Source organism: Streptomyces sp. NPDC001781 (genome assembly GCF_053596035.1).
Window position 1 is genome coordinate 67,520 of the sequence record NZ_JBSFFI010000012.1, and the last position, 14,920, is coordinate 82,439.

The 14,920-nt window shown below is 74.8% G+C and carries 13 protein-coding genes and 1 riboswitch; of the genes, 5 read left to right on the forward strand and 8 right to left on the reverse strand.

Annotation, left to right across the window (positions count from 1 at the left end; all coding sequences use genetic code 11):
• Positions 1–211: 211 nt before the first annotated feature.
• Positions 212–2,269, forward strand: coding sequence for a bifunctional glycosyltransferase 87/phosphatase PAP2 family protein (locus ACWCV3_RS13950; RefSeq protein WP_451222797.1), 2,058 nt, complete (start codon positions 212–214; stop codon positions 2,267–2,269).
• A 14-nt stretch (positions 2,270–2,283) separates the two neighbouring features.
• Entirely contained in the window at positions 2,284–3,756 is a 1,473-nt protein-coding gene (locus ACWCV3_RS13955; protein ID WP_451222799.1) for a glycosyltransferase family 39 protein, read from the forward strand.
• 52 nt (positions 3,757–3,808) lie between these two features.
• On the opposite strand, the gene ACWCV3_RS13960 is transcribed toward ACWCV3_RS13955, so the two are convergent.
• The 7 genes from ACWCV3_RS13960 to ACWCV3_RS13990 form a co-directional block, all read right to left on the reverse strand.
• Complete coding sequence (locus ACWCV3_RS13960; RefSeq protein WP_451222801.1) at positions 3,809–4,504, reverse strand: YoaK family protein; 696 nt, start codon at positions 4,502–4,504, stop codon at positions 3,809–3,811.
• A 117-nt stretch (positions 4,505–4,621) separates the two neighbouring features.
• Positions 4,622–5,038, reverse strand: a complete 417-nt coding sequence (locus ACWCV3_RS13965) for an aggregation-promoting factor C-terminal-like domain-containing protein (RefSeq protein WP_451222803.1) — start codon at positions 5,036–5,038, stop codon at positions 4,622–4,624.
• A 302-nt stretch (positions 5,039–5,340) separates the two neighbouring features.
• Positions 5,341–6,162 (reverse strand): ECF transporter S component, encoded by an 822-nt coding sequence (locus tag ACWCV3_RS13970; RefSeq protein WP_451222805.1) that lies wholly within the window; start codon positions 6,160–6,162, stop codon positions 5,341–5,343.
• Positions 6,159–7,808, reverse strand: a complete 1,650-nt coding sequence (locus ACWCV3_RS13975) for an ABC transporter ATP-binding protein (protein ID WP_451222807.1) — start codon at positions 7,806–7,808, stop codon at positions 6,159–6,161. The genes ACWCV3_RS13970 and ACWCV3_RS13975 overlap by 4 nt, the downstream gene beginning before the upstream one ends.
• The gene (locus ACWCV3_RS13980; RefSeq protein WP_451222809.1) at positions 7,805–8,929 is read right to left on the reverse strand and encodes a CbiQ family ECF transporter T component; all 1,125 of its coding nucleotides are present in this window, start codon (positions 8,927–8,929) and stop codon (positions 7,805–7,807) included. The genes ACWCV3_RS13975 and ACWCV3_RS13980 overlap by 4 nt, the downstream gene beginning before the upstream one ends.
• Positions 8,922–9,563 (reverse strand): SCO2322 family protein, encoded by a 642-nt coding sequence (locus ACWCV3_RS13985; RefSeq protein ID WP_451222811.1) that lies wholly within the window; start codon positions 9,561–9,563, stop codon positions 8,922–8,924. Before ACWCV3_RS13985 ends, ACWCV3_RS13980 begins: the two co-directional genes overlap by 8 nt.
• The gene (locus tag ACWCV3_RS13990; RefSeq protein ID WP_451222988.1) at positions 9,560–10,762 is read right to left on the reverse strand and encodes a prenyltransferase/squalene oxidase repeat-containing protein; all 1,203 of its coding nucleotides are present in this window, start codon (positions 10,760–10,762) and stop codon (positions 9,560–9,562) included. Before ACWCV3_RS13990 ends, ACWCV3_RS13985 begins: the two co-directional genes overlap by 4 nt.
• A gap of 129 nt (positions 10,763–10,891) precedes the next feature.
• Positions 10,892–10,968: riboswitch (cobalamin riboswitch) on the reverse strand.
• 202 nt (positions 10,969–11,170) lie between these two features.
• On the opposite strand from ACWCV3_RS13990, the gene ACWCV3_RS13995 reads away from it, so the two are divergent.
• The 3 genes from ACWCV3_RS13995 to ACWCV3_RS14005 are packed head-to-tail and all read left to right on the forward strand — an operon-like array spanning position 11,171 to position 14,405.
• Positions 11,171–12,595 (forward strand): glycosyltransferase family 4 protein, encoded by a 1,425-nt coding sequence (locus ACWCV3_RS13995; protein ID WP_451222813.1) that lies wholly within the window; start codon positions 11,171–11,173, stop codon positions 12,593–12,595.
• Positions 12,589–13,338 carry a class I SAM-dependent methyltransferase gene (locus ACWCV3_RS14000; RefSeq protein WP_451222815.1) on the forward strand — a complete coding sequence of 250 codons (750 nt, stop codon included), beginning with the start codon at positions 12,589–12,591 and terminating at the stop codon, positions 13,336–13,338. The genes ACWCV3_RS13995 and ACWCV3_RS14000 overlap by 7 nt, the downstream gene beginning before the upstream one ends.
• A complete protein-coding gene (locus ACWCV3_RS14005) occupies positions 13,335–14,405 on the forward strand; it encodes a prenyltransferase (RefSeq protein WP_451222817.1) in 1,071 nt (356 codons plus the stop codon). Before ACWCV3_RS14000 ends, ACWCV3_RS14005 begins: the two co-directional genes overlap by 4 nt.
• Positions 14,406–14,548: 143 nt before the next feature.
• On the opposite strand, the gene ACWCV3_RS14010 is transcribed toward ACWCV3_RS14005, so the two are convergent.
• On the reverse strand, positions 14,549–14,836 hold the full coding sequence (locus ACWCV3_RS14010; protein WP_451222819.1) for a hypothetical protein: 288 nt from the start codon (positions 14,834–14,836) through the stop codon (positions 14,549–14,551).
• Between the last annotated feature and the right edge of the window lie 84 nt (positions 14,837–14,920).

Here is a 14,920-nt window from a genome sequence, read left to right on the forward strand (position 1 = left end):
GCCCTTTACGTCTTGTGTGCGGACCGTTGCTTTCTGCAAAGAAACCGCTTCTACCCTGGTACGTCTGCCCTGTTCGCCGCGCGTGATCCGCGACAGAAATGTGATCCATGTCGCGCTCCGAAGCGGAAACCGGACCTCCTTCGGGCTATCGTCATCCGGACAAATGGGTGAATGGCATCCGATGACGTGATGGGGCGGGAGGCCACGAGGCGTGGTGGACGTGGAGCGCGGCGGACGGTCGGCGGACACCACGACGACGGCCGGACCCGGCCCCGGAGCGCGGCTGCGCGCCACCCGGCTCGCCCTGTGGGCGGTGGCCGCGGTCCTCGCGGCCCGGCAGATGGCCCTCGTCCCCACCACCCCGGGCGGGCAGCGCCTCACCGACCTGGAGACCTGGACCGGCCCGGAGGGCGTCCTGCACGTCGACGGCTCCCTCTACGACTCCACCCGGTTCACCGGCACCCCCTTCGCCGGCCTGGTCCTCAAGCCGCTCACCCGCGCCGCCGAACAGGCCCTCGGCTGGGGCTGGACCTTCGGCACCCTGCTCCTGGTCGTCGCCCTCGGACTGGTCGCCGCCCGCGCGCTGCCCCGGCCCGTGGGGCGCCGCACCGCCCTGCTCGCCGCCCCCGTCGCCATCAGTCTGCTCATGGTGTCGCTGCCGGTCCGCAACACCCTCCGGCTCGGGCAGACCAGTGTCATCCCGGTGCTGCTGGTCCTGCTGGGCTGCCTCACCGTGCGCGGCCGGCGCACGTCGGGCGTGCTGGTCGGCCTGGCCGCCGCCCTCCAGCCGACGGTCCTGCTCTTCGTCCCGCTGCTCTGGTTCACCGGCCGCCGCCGGGCCGCCCTCGGCGCCGCCGCCACCTTCTCCGGCGGCACCCTGCTCGCCTGGGCCGCGATGCCGGGCGACTCCTTCACCTACTGGGTGCACCACATCGCCGGGGCCGGCCTCGGCGGCAGCGCCGACGCGCTCGCCAACCAGTCCCTGCACGGCGCCCTGCTCCGGTTCGGGCTCAGCGGCCCGCCGGAGATCGCGCTCTTCCTGCTGCTCGGCGCGGCCGTCGCCGTCCTCGCACTGCGCCGGGCCGTGGGCTGCGCCCGGGACGGGCAGCTCCTGCTCGCCGTGGCCGTCACCGGGTGCGCGGCCGTCGCCGTCTCCCCGACGACCTGGCGGCACCAGCTCGTCTGGGTGCTCCTCGCCGCGGTGGGCCGGGTCGGGAAGCGGGCCGCCGACCGTACGGTCTGGCCGGTCGCGGTGGTCCTGGTGACCACGCTCCCGGCGACGATGATGCTGCCGAACACGCCGGTGATGTACCCGCTGCGGGACAACCTCGTCCTCCTCACCGCGCTCGCCGCCGCCACCGCCGTCCCCTTCCTGGCCCGCAGCTCCCCGTACTTCGGCACCCCGGCGCCCACCGTGTACGCACCCCAGGGCCCGGCCCGGTCCGGACGCGTGCCGCTGCTGCCCGCCCTGCGGCGCTCGCTCACCCGGCCCAACCTGCTGCTGGAGCTGCTGCTCATCCGCGTCACCTACGCCGCGTACGCCCGGGTGCGGCTCGCGGCGACCGGGGGCAGCAACGAACTCGGGCGCGAGAGCGCCGAGCGGCACGGGCGGATGGTGCTCGACGCCGAGCGGTTCCTGCACATCGACATCGAACGCACCGTCAACCACGCGGTCGTCCGGGTCGGATGGCTGCGTGGGTTCCTCGACTTCTACTACGAGTCCTTCCACTTCGTCCTGCCGCTGACCGTGCTCGCCGTCCTCTACTGGCGCCGCCCGGCCGACTACCGGTGGGCCCGCGCCTCGCTCGGCTTCGCCACCCTGCTCGCGCTGACCGGCTTCTGGCTGTTCCCCCTGGCGCCGCCGCGTCTGATGCCGGGGCTCGGCTTCGTCGACACCGTGCACGGCGCGCAGGACCTCGCCGACCCCGACTACGGCGCGATGACCGCGATCACCAACCAGTACGCGGCGATGCCCTCGCTGCACTTCGGGTGGTCGCTGTGGTGCGGGGTGGTGATCGCGGTGCTGGCGCCGCGCCGATGGACGAAGGCAGTCGGACTGCTGCATCCGCTGTTCACCGTCACGGCGATCGTGGCCACGGCCAACCACTGGGTGCTCGACGCGGTCGGCGGGGCGCTGGTGGTGGGCGGGGGCCTCGCCCTCACCCACGTGCTGACCGGGCCCCGGGGGGCCGTCCTCGCCGGCGAGGTCGGACGGCCGCCGGGACAGCGCAGGCCGCAGGAGCGGCCCCGGCCGGTCACCTCCCGCTGAGCGGGGGCGGGCGGATGGACACCCCGACGCGGGACCTCGAGCGCCCGCCCGCGCCGCCCCGCGTGCCGACGGGGCGCACCTGGGCGCCGCCGCTCGTCCCCGCCTCGCTCGCCACGGCCCTCGGGCTGTGGGGGATCACCCGGCACGGCAGCATGTGGCGCGACGAGTCCGTCACCTACCAGGTCGCGCACCGGTCGCTCGGCGACCTCCTCGCGCTGCTGGACCGCATCGACGCCGTGCACGGCCTCTACTACCTGCTCATACACGGTGTCTTCGCTCTCTGGGACGGCGGCCTCCTCGCCCTGCGCCTGCCCTCGGTGCCGGCCACCGCCCTCGCCGCCGCCGGGGTCGGGGCACTGGGCACCCGGCTCGCGGGACCCCGGACCGGCGTCCTGGCGGGCGTGCTGTTCGCCCTCCTCCCCGCGACCCAGCACTACGCGCAGGAGGGGCGGTCGTACGCCCTCGTCACCGCAGGTGTCGTGTGGGCGACCTACCTCTTCCTGCGCGGGCTCGGCTCCACCGCGCGCGGCTGGTGGGTGGGGTACGGGGTGCTGCTGGCGGTCGCGTGCTGGGTGCACGAGTTCGCCGCGCTGGTGCTGTTCGCCCACGCGGTGACGCTGCGGCTGCTGGGGGCGCCGTGGCGCAGATGGGGAGTGGCGGCGGCGGGGGTCCTGGTCGCGGTGGCGCCCCTCGCGGTGATCAGCGCCCCGCAGGCCGGCCGGCAGCTCGGCTGGCTGGGCCGCCCCGGCCCCGCCGTGTGGCTGGCGTTCCTCGCCGTATCCGCCGCGGGCGTGCTGCTGAGCCGCGTCCCGTCCCTGTCCGACCGCACGGTGACCGCACTCGCCGTGCCCCTGCTGACCGTCCCGCCCGGCCTTCTGATGACCGCCTCCCTGATCCAGCCGTGGTACGTCGACCGCTACGTCCTGTACGCACTGGCCGGGCCGGCCCTGCTCGCCGGTCTCGCGCTGGACCGCCTGCCGGCGCACCTGGGACGGGCTGGCGTCTGCCTGCTGGCCGTGGCTCTGCTGCCCGCCTCCCTGGCGGTGCGCGCCCCGGAGAGCCGCGAGGACGACGTGGTGGCGGTCGCCCGGACCGTAGGGAAGCTGTCCCACCCCGGCGACGGCGTGCTGTTCCTCCCGTCCCGCCGCCGCGAGTGGCTGATGTCCCGCCCCGGCCTCCACGCCCGTCTGGACGACCTGGCCCTGGCCCGCTCACCGGCCGCCTCCCGCACCCTCCAGGGCACGGAGCTGCCCCCGGCCGCCATCCGGTCCCGCCTGCTGTCCACGCACCGCGTCCTCGCCCTGGCCGACCCCGACGGCCGGCCGCTGGACCCCTTCCCCCGGGAGGAGGTCAAGCGCCGCACGCTGAGGGAGTACTTCCGGGAGTGCGAGCGGGTGCGGGTGTGGGGCGCCCAGGTGGTCCTCTACGTACGGAAGCCGGACCCCGGCGCGGTCGCGGTCCGGGGCGCGGGCTGCCGGGGTGGCTGAGGGCGGCCGGCCGGGCCTCCCCGACGGCCCGCGGCCGTGTGCCGGGCGCGGCTCAGTCGCCGGCCGGCGCGAGGGCCGCCAGCACTGCCGAGGCCAGGGCGGCGAGGAGCAGTGGGATGCCCAGGCCGTGGTGGAGGACCAGCCAGGCGCCCAGGCAGGCACCGGCGAACATGCTGAGGACCGCGGCCGCCCGGCGGGGCGAGCGGCCGGCGGTGCCGCTGCCCAGGCGGGACTCGGCGGCCAGACCGGTCAGGGTCATGGTCACGACGGTGGTGGTGAGGTCGGGGACGCCCAGGGCGCGGACGGTGGCGTTGCGCAGGCCCATGGCCAGCGCGGTGAGGGCGATCAGGGCGTAGCGGGTGCCGGGGTGCCCGGGCCAGGCCAGGGCGATGGCCGCCGCGGCGGCGACCAGCACCGCTTCCGCGACGAGCGTCGGCCGGGTCGCGCGCCGGACGCGGGAGGTGAGCCGGCCGCCCGCCGCCGCGCCGGCCAGGAAGCAGCCCAGCGAGGTGGCCGTGAGGGGTACGGAGAAACCCGGGGCGCCGGCGGTGGCGAGGCCGAGGACGACCACGTTGCCGGTCATGTTGGCCGTGAAGACGCGGCCGAGGCCCAGATAGCCGACCGCGTCGATCAGTCCGCTCACCACGGTCAGCACGAGCAGGACCCACGGGAGCCGCATCGTCGTCGGCATGGCGTCCTCCGGTCGGGCGGGCGGGGCCGGACCAGTGGACCACGGGGGTGCGGACATGCGCGCGCACCCTCGCCGAGCGGTGGCGAGGGTGCGGGAAGGAGAGGGAGGCGGGCCGTCGGCCGCCGGTGGCCGCGGCACGGCCCGGTGGGGGAGCGGCCCGCGCGCGGGGCCGGCTCAGTACCAGCCGTTGGCCTGCCAGAAGTTCCACGCCTGGACGGGGCTGCCGTAGCGGGAGTTCATGTAGTCCAGGCCCCACTTGATCTGGGTGGCGGGGTTGGACTTCCAGTCGGAGCCGGCCGAGGACATCTTGGAGGCGGGGAGGGCCTGCACCAGACCGTACGCCCCGGAGGAGCTGTTCCTGGCGGAGACGTTCCAGCCGCTCTCGTGCTCGACGATCTTGCTGAACGCGTTGTACTGCGCGGCGTCCGGGATCATCTTGTGCGCGACGGACCGCGCCGAGGACGGCGACGGGTCCGCCGCGGCCTGGGCGGGGGCGGTGCCGAGGGCCACACCGGCGACACCGGCGGCCAGCGCGGCCACGGTGACGGCCTTCTTCGGGGAGACGACGCGGCGGATGGCGGAGAACGACACGAGAACCTCTTACGTAGGGGACGACGGGTCGCCGTTCGCGTTCCAGCACGCTCCGCGTGATGGCCGCAGGCGTCGGCGCCGCGACCTTCGAGGACCGTGGCGCCAGGCGACGGCGTCCACAGAAGCAAGCTTCCGAAACGTCCGCAATCCCCCCTTTTACTAGTTGCGGCCGGACCGCCGGGAACGCCCCGTCGTGTGACCTGGCTCTCAATGTGCAGGTCGGAGGCGTTGCAAGAAGGTGCATAAAGGGCGCACAGGTCTACTACCCGAGGTCGTGGGTGACCTCGGTCATATGGGGTGCCTCACGCGCCGGGCGCGTCGAAGGCGACCGGCGCCTCGAAGGCGGCCCGGCGGGTGGCCCGGCGCAGGGCGCGCAGGACGGCCGGGCCGAGCGTCAGGGTGAGGACGACCGTGCAGACGGCCCGCCCGAGGTCCCAGCCCATGGACGTGGCCAGGCAGTACGCGAGGAAGCGGGCCAGGTTGGCGGGGACCGCCGCGTGCGGGTCGAAGGAGATGCTCGACGCCATGGTGCCCATGAACGGCCAGCCGGCCAGATTCATGAGCGTGCCGTAGGCGAAGGCCGCGAGGAAGCCGTAGCAGGCGAGCAGCGCCAGTTCGGCCCGGCCGCGCAGGCGGACGGCACCCGGCAGCAGGCCCGCGCCCATGGTGAACCAGCCCATCGACAGCATCTGGAACGGCATCCACGGCCCGACCCCGCCGGTCAGCAGTGCGGACGCGAACATCGTCACCGAGCCCAGCACGAACCCGAAGCCGGGCCCGAGCACGCGCCCGCTGAGCACCAGCAGGAAGAACATCGGCTCGATGCCTGCCGTACCCGCGCCGATCGGCCGCAGGGCCGCCCCCGTCGCCGCGAGCACCCCCAGCATGGCGACGGCCTTGGGGCCGAGCCCCGACTCCGAGATGGTCGCCGCCACCACCGCGACCAGCAGCACCAGCAACCCCGCGAACAGCCAGGGCGCGTCCTCGGCGTGGGCGCTGACCCGCGAGTTCGGCGGTGCGAGGAACGGCCAGCCGAAGGCGGCCACCCCGACCGCGCCGACCAGGACGAGCGCGGCGACGGAACGCGGACCGAGCCGGACGGCCCGTACGGCGGGGGAGCTCATGCCAGCGCCTCCCGTATCTCGGACACCGTCAGCCAGGGCTGCGGGGCCAGGATCTTGGTGACCTGGGGTGCGAAGGAGGGCGATGACACCACGATGTCGGCCGTGGCGCCGTCCGCCATCACCTCGCCGTCCGCCAGCAGCACCACCCGGTGCGCGATCTCGGCGGCCAGTTCCACGTCGTGCGTGGCCAGCACCAGGGCGTGCCCCTCGGCCGCCAGCCCGCGCAGCACGGCGGCCAGGCGGGCCTTCGCCGCGTAGTCCAGACCGCGTGTCGGCTCGTCCAGCAGGAGCAGCGGGGGGCGCGCCGTCAGCACGACGGCGAGGGCGAGGGCGAGGCGCTGGCCCTCGGAGAGGTCGCGGGGGTGGGTGTCGTCGGTGATGCCCGGCAGCAGCTCCGACACCAGGGCCCGGCAGGTGCCGGGGTCCGCCGCCGCGTCCTTGTCCGCGGCGACGCACTCGGCGCCCACCGTGTCGGCGTACAGCAGGTCGCGCGGCTCCTGCGGCACCAGGCCGACCCGCCGCACCAGTTCGGCCGGCCTCAGCCGGTGCGGGGCGGCCCCGCCGACCCGGACGGAACCGGAGGTGGGCGCGACCAGCCCGACCAGGGAGCCCAGCAGGGTCGACTTCCCGGCACCGTTGCGGCCCATGAGGGCGACGGTCTCACCGGGGCCGACGGTCAGGTCGACGCCCCGCAGCGCGTCGACCCTGCCCCGCCGCACGGCGAGGCCCCGGACCTCGGCCACCTGCGGCTCGGCGGGAGCGGTGCGCCGGAAACGGCGGCGGGACGGCGCGGCGGTGGCCGGGGGCCGACCCTGGGGCTCCGGCTCGGCACCGGCAAGGCTCTCCCGCAGCCGGCCCGCCCTGCGCCGCGCGTCCCGGATGGTCAGCGGCAGCGGGCTCCAGCCGGCCAGCCGGCCCAGCTCGACCACCGGGGGGATCACCGGGGAGACCGCCATCATCTCGGCCGGGGCGCCGAGCACCGGGGGAGTGCCGGGGGCGGGGAGCAGGGCGACCTGGTCGGCGTACTGGACGACGCGCTCCAGCCGGTGCTCCGCCATGAGGACCGTGGTGCCCAGGTCGTGCACCAGGCGCTGGAGGACCGCGAGGACCTCCTCCGCCGCGGCCGGGTCCAGCGCCGAGGTCGGCTCGTCCAGGACCAGCACGCGGGGATGCGGGGTGAGCACCGAGCCGATGGCGACCCGCTGGCGCTGGCCGCCGGAGAGGGTGCCGATGGAGCGGTCCCGCAGATCGGCCAGGCCCAGCAGGTCGAGCGTCTCCTCCACCCGGCGCCGCATCACCTCCGGAGCCAGGCCCAGCGACTCCATCCCGTAGGCGAGTTCGTCCTCCACCGTGTCCGTGACGAAGTGCGCGAGCGGGTCCTGGCCCACCGTGCCGACCACGTCGGCCAGTTCGCGCGGCTTGTGGGCGCGGGTGTCGCGGCCCGCCACCGTGACCCGGCCGCGCAGGGTGCCCCCGGTGAAGTGCGGGACCAGCCCGCTGACCGCGTTCAGGATCGTCGACTTCCCCACCCCGGACGGTCCGACGAGCAGCACGAGTTCACCCTCGGGGACCTCGAAGTCCACGCCCCGTACGGTTGGTTCGGCCGCCCCGTCGTAGGTGACGGTGACGTCCTCGAAGCGGATCACGACGGCTCCTTGCGGTCCTGGGGTACGACGAGCACGGGCAGCAGGCCCAGCAGGATGGCGGCGGCAGGCCACAGCGGCAGCGCGGGCGCGGCCAGCGGGACGACACCGGGATGCAGCGCGCCCGGATCGCGTACGGAGGCCAGCGCGAGCAGCGCGGCTACGGCCGCGCCCGACCCCGCCACCAGCCACGCCCGCACCCCCCACGGCGCCGGCCGGTACCGGGTGCGCGGCGAACGCCGCCCGCCCAGGCGCAGCCCGCCCAGCGCGGCCAGCGCCCCGGCGAGCAGCACCGGCATGCCGTACAGCCCGCCCTCGGCGGTCAGCAGTCCGTACGTGCCCGCGCACACCCCGAGCAGCCCGCCCAGGGTGAGCGCGGTGGTCGTGCGGCGCACCGGCGCGGGCACCTCGGCGGTGCGGCCGTAGCCGCGGGCGTCCATCGCGGCCGCCAGTGCCACCGAACGCTCCAGCGCGCCCTCCAGCACCGGCAGGCCGACCTGGAGCAGTCCCCGCACCCCCCGGTCCGGACGCCCCCTGAGGCGACGGGCGGCGCGCAGCCGGTGCACGTCGGCGATGAGATGCGGGGCGAAGGTCAGGGCGACCACCACCGCCACTCCCGCCTCGTACAGCGCGCCCGGCAGCGACTTGAGCAGCTTGGCCGGACTGGCCAGGGCGTTCGCGGCGCCGACGCAGACCAGGAGCGCGGCCAGTTTCAGGCCGTTGTACCCGGAGAACAGCAGCGCCTCCACCGACACCGGCCCGCCCAGCCGGATGCCCTGCGCCCAGGCGGGCAGCGGGATCTCGGGCAGCGTGAACAGCACGTGCGTACCCGGCACCGGCGAGCCGAGCACGGCCGTGAAGGCGAGCCGGACCAGCAGCACGGCGACGGCCAGCTTGGCGAACGCGGTGTACGAGCGGGCCCACGGCGCGTCCGAGCGGTGGACGGCCACCACATGGCCCGCCACCGCCACCAGCACGGCGAGCAGCAGCGGGTTGGTGGTGCGGGTCGCGGCGGTCCCGAGCCCCAGTGACCACAACCACCAGGCACCGGGGTGCAGTTCGAAGCGGGCCCGCCTGCGGACGGGCACGGTGGTACGGGCGGCGCGGACGCCGGTGTCAGGCATTCCGGCGCCGCCGCGCCTGCCAGAACGCCGTCCCGCCGAGCACCGCGACCACCCCGACGCCGAGGGGCAGGCCCAGCGAGGGGCCGCCGTCGTCCTCGGGGGCGGCCCGCTCGCCCGACGGCTTCTCGTCCGCCGCCACCTGCTCCCCGCAGCCCCGCGCGGGGTAACCGGCGATGGCGCACAGCAGGGCGTTGCTGTCGTAGCGAAGCGGCCCGGCCGCCTCGGCCAGCGCCTCGGCGGTGCTCGCGTCGGGGGCGAGGCGGGCGCACACCGTTCGCGTCGCGGGCGGGATCTCGCCCGAGGGGGCGTCGGCCCGGGTGCCGAAGTCGAGGACCAGGGCGACCCGCTTGCTGCCCGCCTTCGCGGGCGTCCTCGCGCAGATCGAGCCGAAGTCCGCCGCGCCGCGCGGCCGGTTCGCGTCCGAGGAGTCCGCGCTGACCGCGAACCGGAAGCCCCGCACCGAGCCGTCGTCGGGCCGCTCGGAGGCCGGGCCCTGGGTGGCGTACGTCCACCGGTCGCCGGAGCGCTCCCAGAAGGACCAGTACCGGTATCCGGCGGCCTCGGCCTGCGCTGCGGCGGCCAGGACGATCAGGGACGCGACCAGCAGGGCCGCGGCACGGCGGACCGAGGTCACGGGCGGTTCTTCTTCCGGCCGCTGAGCAGGAAGCCGACGCCGATACCGGCGACCAGGCCGACGCCGATGATCCACCACACGCTGTCGCCGGACTTCTCGGTGGCCTTCTTCTCCGTCGCGGCGGCCTGCTTCGCCGGGGCCGGGCCCAGCTTGTCCAGGGCGCGGACCAGGTCGGTCCCGCCGAAGTCGTGCGGGTCGGCGCCGACCGCGTGCGCGCTCAGGACGAGCTGGGCGTAGGCGGCCGGGCCGCTCTGCTCCGCCCACTTCGCGGCGTTCTTCTCCAGCCAGGCGTACGGGGCCCTGGCCTGCTCGGTCCAGCCGTCGGCGGCCAGCGCCACCACGGTGTCGGCGGTGTTGCCGAAGTCGGGCTGGTTCTCGGCGCCGGGCATCGCGGACTTGAGGTGGCCCGACCCGCCGACGGCGCCGACGAGGAAGGCGGAGGCGTTGTCGGCGAGGCGGGCCGGGGCCGCCTCGCCGCCCGAGGAGCAGGCGGGCGCCTTGCCGCGGGCCTTGCCGGGCTCCACGACGAATCCCTTGCCGAGGGCGCCGAGCACACCGGCGGCCGTCGCGTCCGCGTTGGCCGCCAGCTTGCCCTTCTTGTCGGGCTGGAAGGCGAACGCGCCGCCGTCCTCGCCGCCGCAGGGCACGGCCAGCGAGGCCAGCGCCTCACCGGGGGCCTTGCCCTTGCCGCGCAGTCCGGCCGGCTTCTCACCGGCGGCTGCCAGCGCGCCGACCACGACGGACGTGGAGTTGGTGTCGCTCGGGCCGCCGGGGGAGTAACCCCAGCCGCCGTCCTTGTTCTGCTGGGCCTTCAGCCAGGCGACGGCCTTGCCGGTCACGTCGCCGTGGCCGCCGAGCGCGGCGAGCGCCTGGACGGCGGCGGCCGTGCTGTTGGTGTCCGCCTGCGCGCCCTTGCCGCCGCACGCCGTGCCGGTGTCGGCGCGGAAGGCCGCGAAACCGCCGTCGGCGCACTGCTGGCCGGTCAGCCAACCGACCGCCCGGTCCGCGGGCTTCTCCCCGGCGGTGTGCTGAGCGAGCAGGGCGAGGGACTGGCGCCAGACGCCGTCGTACGTGGGGTCGCCCTTGCCGAACAGCCCGGCAGGGACCGTCACCTTCGGGGACGGGGCGGCCGTGGCGGGCGCGGCTGCGGCCAGCACGCCTATGGCGGCGAGAGCCGCGGCACTGCGGCGGACGTTCATGGTCGGCGACTGCCTCTCCTGCGAGGAGCCGACGCGCACGGGAGACACCCCTGCGGCCCGGCCCCGTATGCCTCGACGGTGCCGTACCGGGCACAGCGCCCAGCACGTTGGCCTATCAACCTCCCGCCGGGGTGTTCCGGCTCACCGGGCCCAGGGGGCGACGGATCACGGTTGCGGGTCAGCGCCGGAATCGCACCGGCTTCCCCCCGTACGGGTGTGTGACGACCCGGCCACTTTACCGGGGGCCGCAAAGCCGCCGGTCGTGGCGTGAATCACCTGATCCACTGCTCACTGCGCCCCTACCTGCCGGTAGATTCAGAGCTTCTTGGATGATCAAGTCTGAAACTTGTTCCGGATTGTCGTCCCGTCGTAGTCTCGCGGGACCGTGCAGGCAGAAGGGGGCCCAGAGTGACCGCTGAGGCCAGTCAGGCGGCTCTCCCGGGCACCGCGGCCGACGGCGAGCGACCGCTCCGTATCGCGCTCCTCACCTACAAGGGCAACCCGTTCTGCGGCGGCCAGGGCGTCTACGTCCGCCACCTCTCCCGTGAACTCGCCCGCCTGGGCCACCGGGTGGAGGTCATCGGCTCCCAGCCCTACCCCGTGCTCGACGAGCACGACGAAAACGGCCCCTGGGCGGGCCGGTTGAGCCTCACCGAGCTGCCCAGCCTCGACCTCTACCGCCAGCCCGACCCCTTCCGCACCCCTGGGCGGGGCGAGTACCGGGACTGGGTCGACGCACTGGAGGTGGCCACCATGTGGACCGGCGGCTTCCCCGAGCCCCTCACCTTCTCCCTGCGCGCCGGACGCCTACTGCGCGCCCGCAGGGGTGACTTCGACGTGGTCCACGACAACCAGACGCTCGGCTACGGCCTGCTCGGCGACCTCGGCGCCCCCCTGGTCACCACCATCCACCACCCCATCACCGTCGACCGGCAACTCGAACTCGACGCCGCCGAGGACCTCAAGCGCCGCCTCTCGGTGCGTCGCTGGTACGCCTTCACCCGGATGCAGAAGCGGGTCGCCCGCCGCCTGCCCTCCGTGCTCACCGTCTCCGGCAGCTCCCGCCAGGAGATCGTCGACCACCTCGGCGTGCGCCGGGACCGGGTGCACGTCGTCCACATCGGCGCCGACACCACCCTGTTCGCGCCGGATCCGGCCGTGCCCGAGGTACCGGGCCGGATCGTCACCACCTCCAGCGCCGACGTGCCCCTCAAGGGCCTGGTGTTCCTCGTCGAGGCCCTCGCCAAGGTGCGCGCCGAACAGCCGCACGCCCACCTCGTGGTCGTCGGCAAGCGCCCCGAGGAGGGTCCGGTCGCCCAGGCGATCGAGCGGTACGGCCTGGAGGAAGCCGTCCGGTTCGTCAAGGGCATCTCCGACGCCGAACTGGTCGACCTCATCCGCTCCGCCGAAGTCGCCTGCGTGCCCTCGCTGTACGAGGGGTTCTCGCTGCCCGCGGCCGAGGCCATGGCCACCGCCACCCCGCTGGTCGCCACCACCGGCGGCGCGATCCCCGAGGTCGCCGGGACCGACGGCGAGACCTGCCTGGCCGTACCCCCCGGCGACGCGGGCGCCCTCGCCGCCGCCCTCACCCGGCTGCTCGGCGACCCCGGACTGCGCGTCCGGCTCGGCGCGGCCGGCCGCGAGCGGGTGCTCGCCCGCTTCACCTGGGCCCGCGCGGCCGAGGGCACCGTGGCCCGCTACCGCGAGGAGATCGACCGGACCCGTACCGGCCCGTCGGCCGTCGTGACGCCACCGGCCCGCGCACTCGACCGCCCCGCCCCGGCCGCCACCGGCCTGACCACCGCATCCTCCGAAAGCAGGGCCACGTGCTGACCGTCGACTTCTCCCGGTTCCCGCTCGCCCCCGGCGACCGTGTCCTGGACCTCGGCTGCGGCGCCGGCCGGCACGCCTTCGAGTGCTACCGGCGCGGCGCCCAGGTCGTGGCCCTGGACCAGAACGCCGAGGAGATCCGCGAGGTCGCCAAGTGGTTCGCGGCGATGAAGGAGGCGGGCGAGGCCCCCGAGGGCGCCACCGCCACCGCGATGGAGGGCGACGCGCTCGCGCTGCCCTTCCCCGACGAGTCCTTCGACGTCGTCATCATCTCCGAGGTGATGGAGCACATCCCCGACGACAAGGGCGTCCTCGCCGAGATGGTCCGCGTCCTCAGGCCCGGCGGCCGGATAGCCGTCACCGTGCCCCGTTACGGTCCCGAGAAGGTCTGCTGGGCGCTCTCCGACGCCTACCACGAGGTCGAGGGCGGCCACATCCGCATCTACCGGGCCGAGGAGCTCCTCGCCAAGATGCGCGGCGCCGGCCTCAGGCCGTACGGCACCCACCACGCGCACGCGCTGCACTCGCCGTACTGGTGGCTCAAGTGCGCCTTCGGCGTCGACAACGACAAGGCGCTGCCGGTGCGGGCGTACCACAAGCTGCTGGTCTGGGACATCATGAAGAAGCCGCTGGCCACACGGGTGGCCGAGCAGGCGCTCAACCCGCTGATCGGCAAGAGCTTCGTCGCCTACGCGACCAAGCCGCACCTGCCCCGCCTCGACGAGGCCGGGACGGACGCCCCGTGACCACGCCCCGGACCGACCACCTCGTGCTGCCCGGGGTCCTCACCGCCGAGCAGGCCGCCGACACCGTCCGGGGCCTCCTCGCGGTGCAGCGCCCCGACGGCGCGATCCCCTGGTTCCGCGGCCACCACCTCGACCCCTGGGACCACACCGAGGCCGCCATGGCCCTCGACGCGGCCGGGGAGCACGCGGCCGCCGAGCGCGCCTACCGCTGGCTCGCCGACCACCAGAACGAGGACGGCTCCTGGTACGCCGCCTACGCCGACGGCGCCCACGACGACGTCACCGACCGCGCCCGCGAGTCCAACTTCGTCGCCTACATAGCCGTCGGCGTCTGGCACCACTACCTCTCCACCGGGGACGACACGTTCCTGGACCGGATGTGGCCCACGGTGTACGCGGCGGTCGAATGGGTGCTCCGGCTCCAGCAGGCGGGCGGTCAGATCGGCTGGCGGCGCGCCGAGGACGGCACCCCCACCGCCGACGCCCTGCTCACCGGCAGTTCCTCGGTCCACCACGCCCTGCGCTGCGCGCTGGCCATCGCCGAGCAGCGCGAAGAGGCGCAGCCCGACTGGGAGCTGGCGGTGGGCACGCTGCGGCACGCGATCCGCAGGCACCCCGAGAGGTTCCTCGACAAGAACCATTACTCGATGGACTGGTACTACCCGGTCCTCGGCGGCGCCGTCACCGGGGCGGAGGCCAAGGAGCGCGTCGAGGCCGAGTGGGACCGCTTCGTCGTGCCCGGTCTCGGCGTGCGCTGCGTCGTGCCCAACCCCTGGGTGACCGGCGGCGAGTCCTGCGAACTCGCCCTGGCCCTGTGGGCGATGGGCGAGTCCGACCGCGCGCTGGAGATACTCCAGTCCATCCGGCACCTGCGCGACGACGAGTCCGGCCTGTACTGGACCGGCTACGTCTTCGACGACGACGCCATCTGGCCCCGGGAACTCACCAGTTGGACCGCCGGCTCGCTGCTCCTCGCGGTCGCCGCCCTCGGCGGCCACGACGCGACCGGCGCCGTCTTCGGCGGCGACCTGCTGCCCCGCGGCCTGGACCCCGACTGCTGCGCGTAGGTGTTCTGCCCGCCAGTGTCGGCAACGCTCGTGGGCAGAACACCCGGGCGTCCCGTCCGGATCACCCCGTGCCGCGAGCGCGGCACGGCCGGCGGGACATCCCCTGGCGGCAGGCGGGGTCGCCCTCCCGGCTCCCCTCCGCGTCAGCGGTGCAGGCGGCCCGCGATGAAGTGGCCGATGAAGAGGTAGACCACGGCGGCCAGGCCGTACCCGGCGACCACCCGGGCCCACGCCTCGTCGAAGGTGAACAGGTCGTGCGACCAGCCCGCCAGGAACGCCGCGGCGTCATGGACGAAGTCGACCAGGGTGTTGGCCCGGTTCGCGTCCAACAGGTACATCAAGATCCAGAGGCCGAGGATGAAGGCCATGACGTCCGCTATGACGGCGATGACACGGCCGGCCTGGTTGGTGCCTGAGTGGTGTCGAGACATGGTGTTCGAATTGCCGCCGGACGCCCGCTGAAACCGGCCACAGGCCCGCAATACCGGGCCTGACGACCCGTACGGGCCTCCCGG

What these genes read in the sequence shown, in the direction of transcription:
- ACWCV3_RS13955 (WP_451222799.1), top strand. Translation starts at nt 2,284, where the DNA reads ATGGACACCCCGACGCGGGACCTCGAGCGCCCGCCCGCGCCGCCCCGC.
- ACWCV3_RS13960 (WP_451222801.1), bottom strand. Translation starts at nt 4,504, where the DNA reads ATGTCCGCACCCCCGTGGTCCACTGGTCCGGCCCCGCCCGCCCGACCG.
- ACWCV3_RS13970 (WP_451222805.1), bottom strand. Translation starts at nt 6,162, where the DNA reads ATGAGCTCCCCCGCCGTACGGGCCGTCCGGCTCGGTCCGCGTTCCGTC.
- ACWCV3_RS13980 (WP_451222809.1), bottom strand. Translation starts at nt 8,929, where the DNA reads ATGCCTGACACCGGCGTCCGCGCCGCCCGTACCACCGTGCCCGTCCGC.
- ACWCV3_RS13990 (WP_451222988.1), bottom strand. Translation starts at nt 10,762, where the DNA reads ATGAACGTCCGCCGCAGTGCCGCGGCTCTCGCCGCCATAGGCGTGCTG.
- ACWCV3_RS14010 (WP_451222819.1), bottom strand. Translation starts at nt 14,836, where the DNA reads ATGTCTCGACACCACTCAGGCACCAACCAGGCCGGCCGTGTCATCGCC.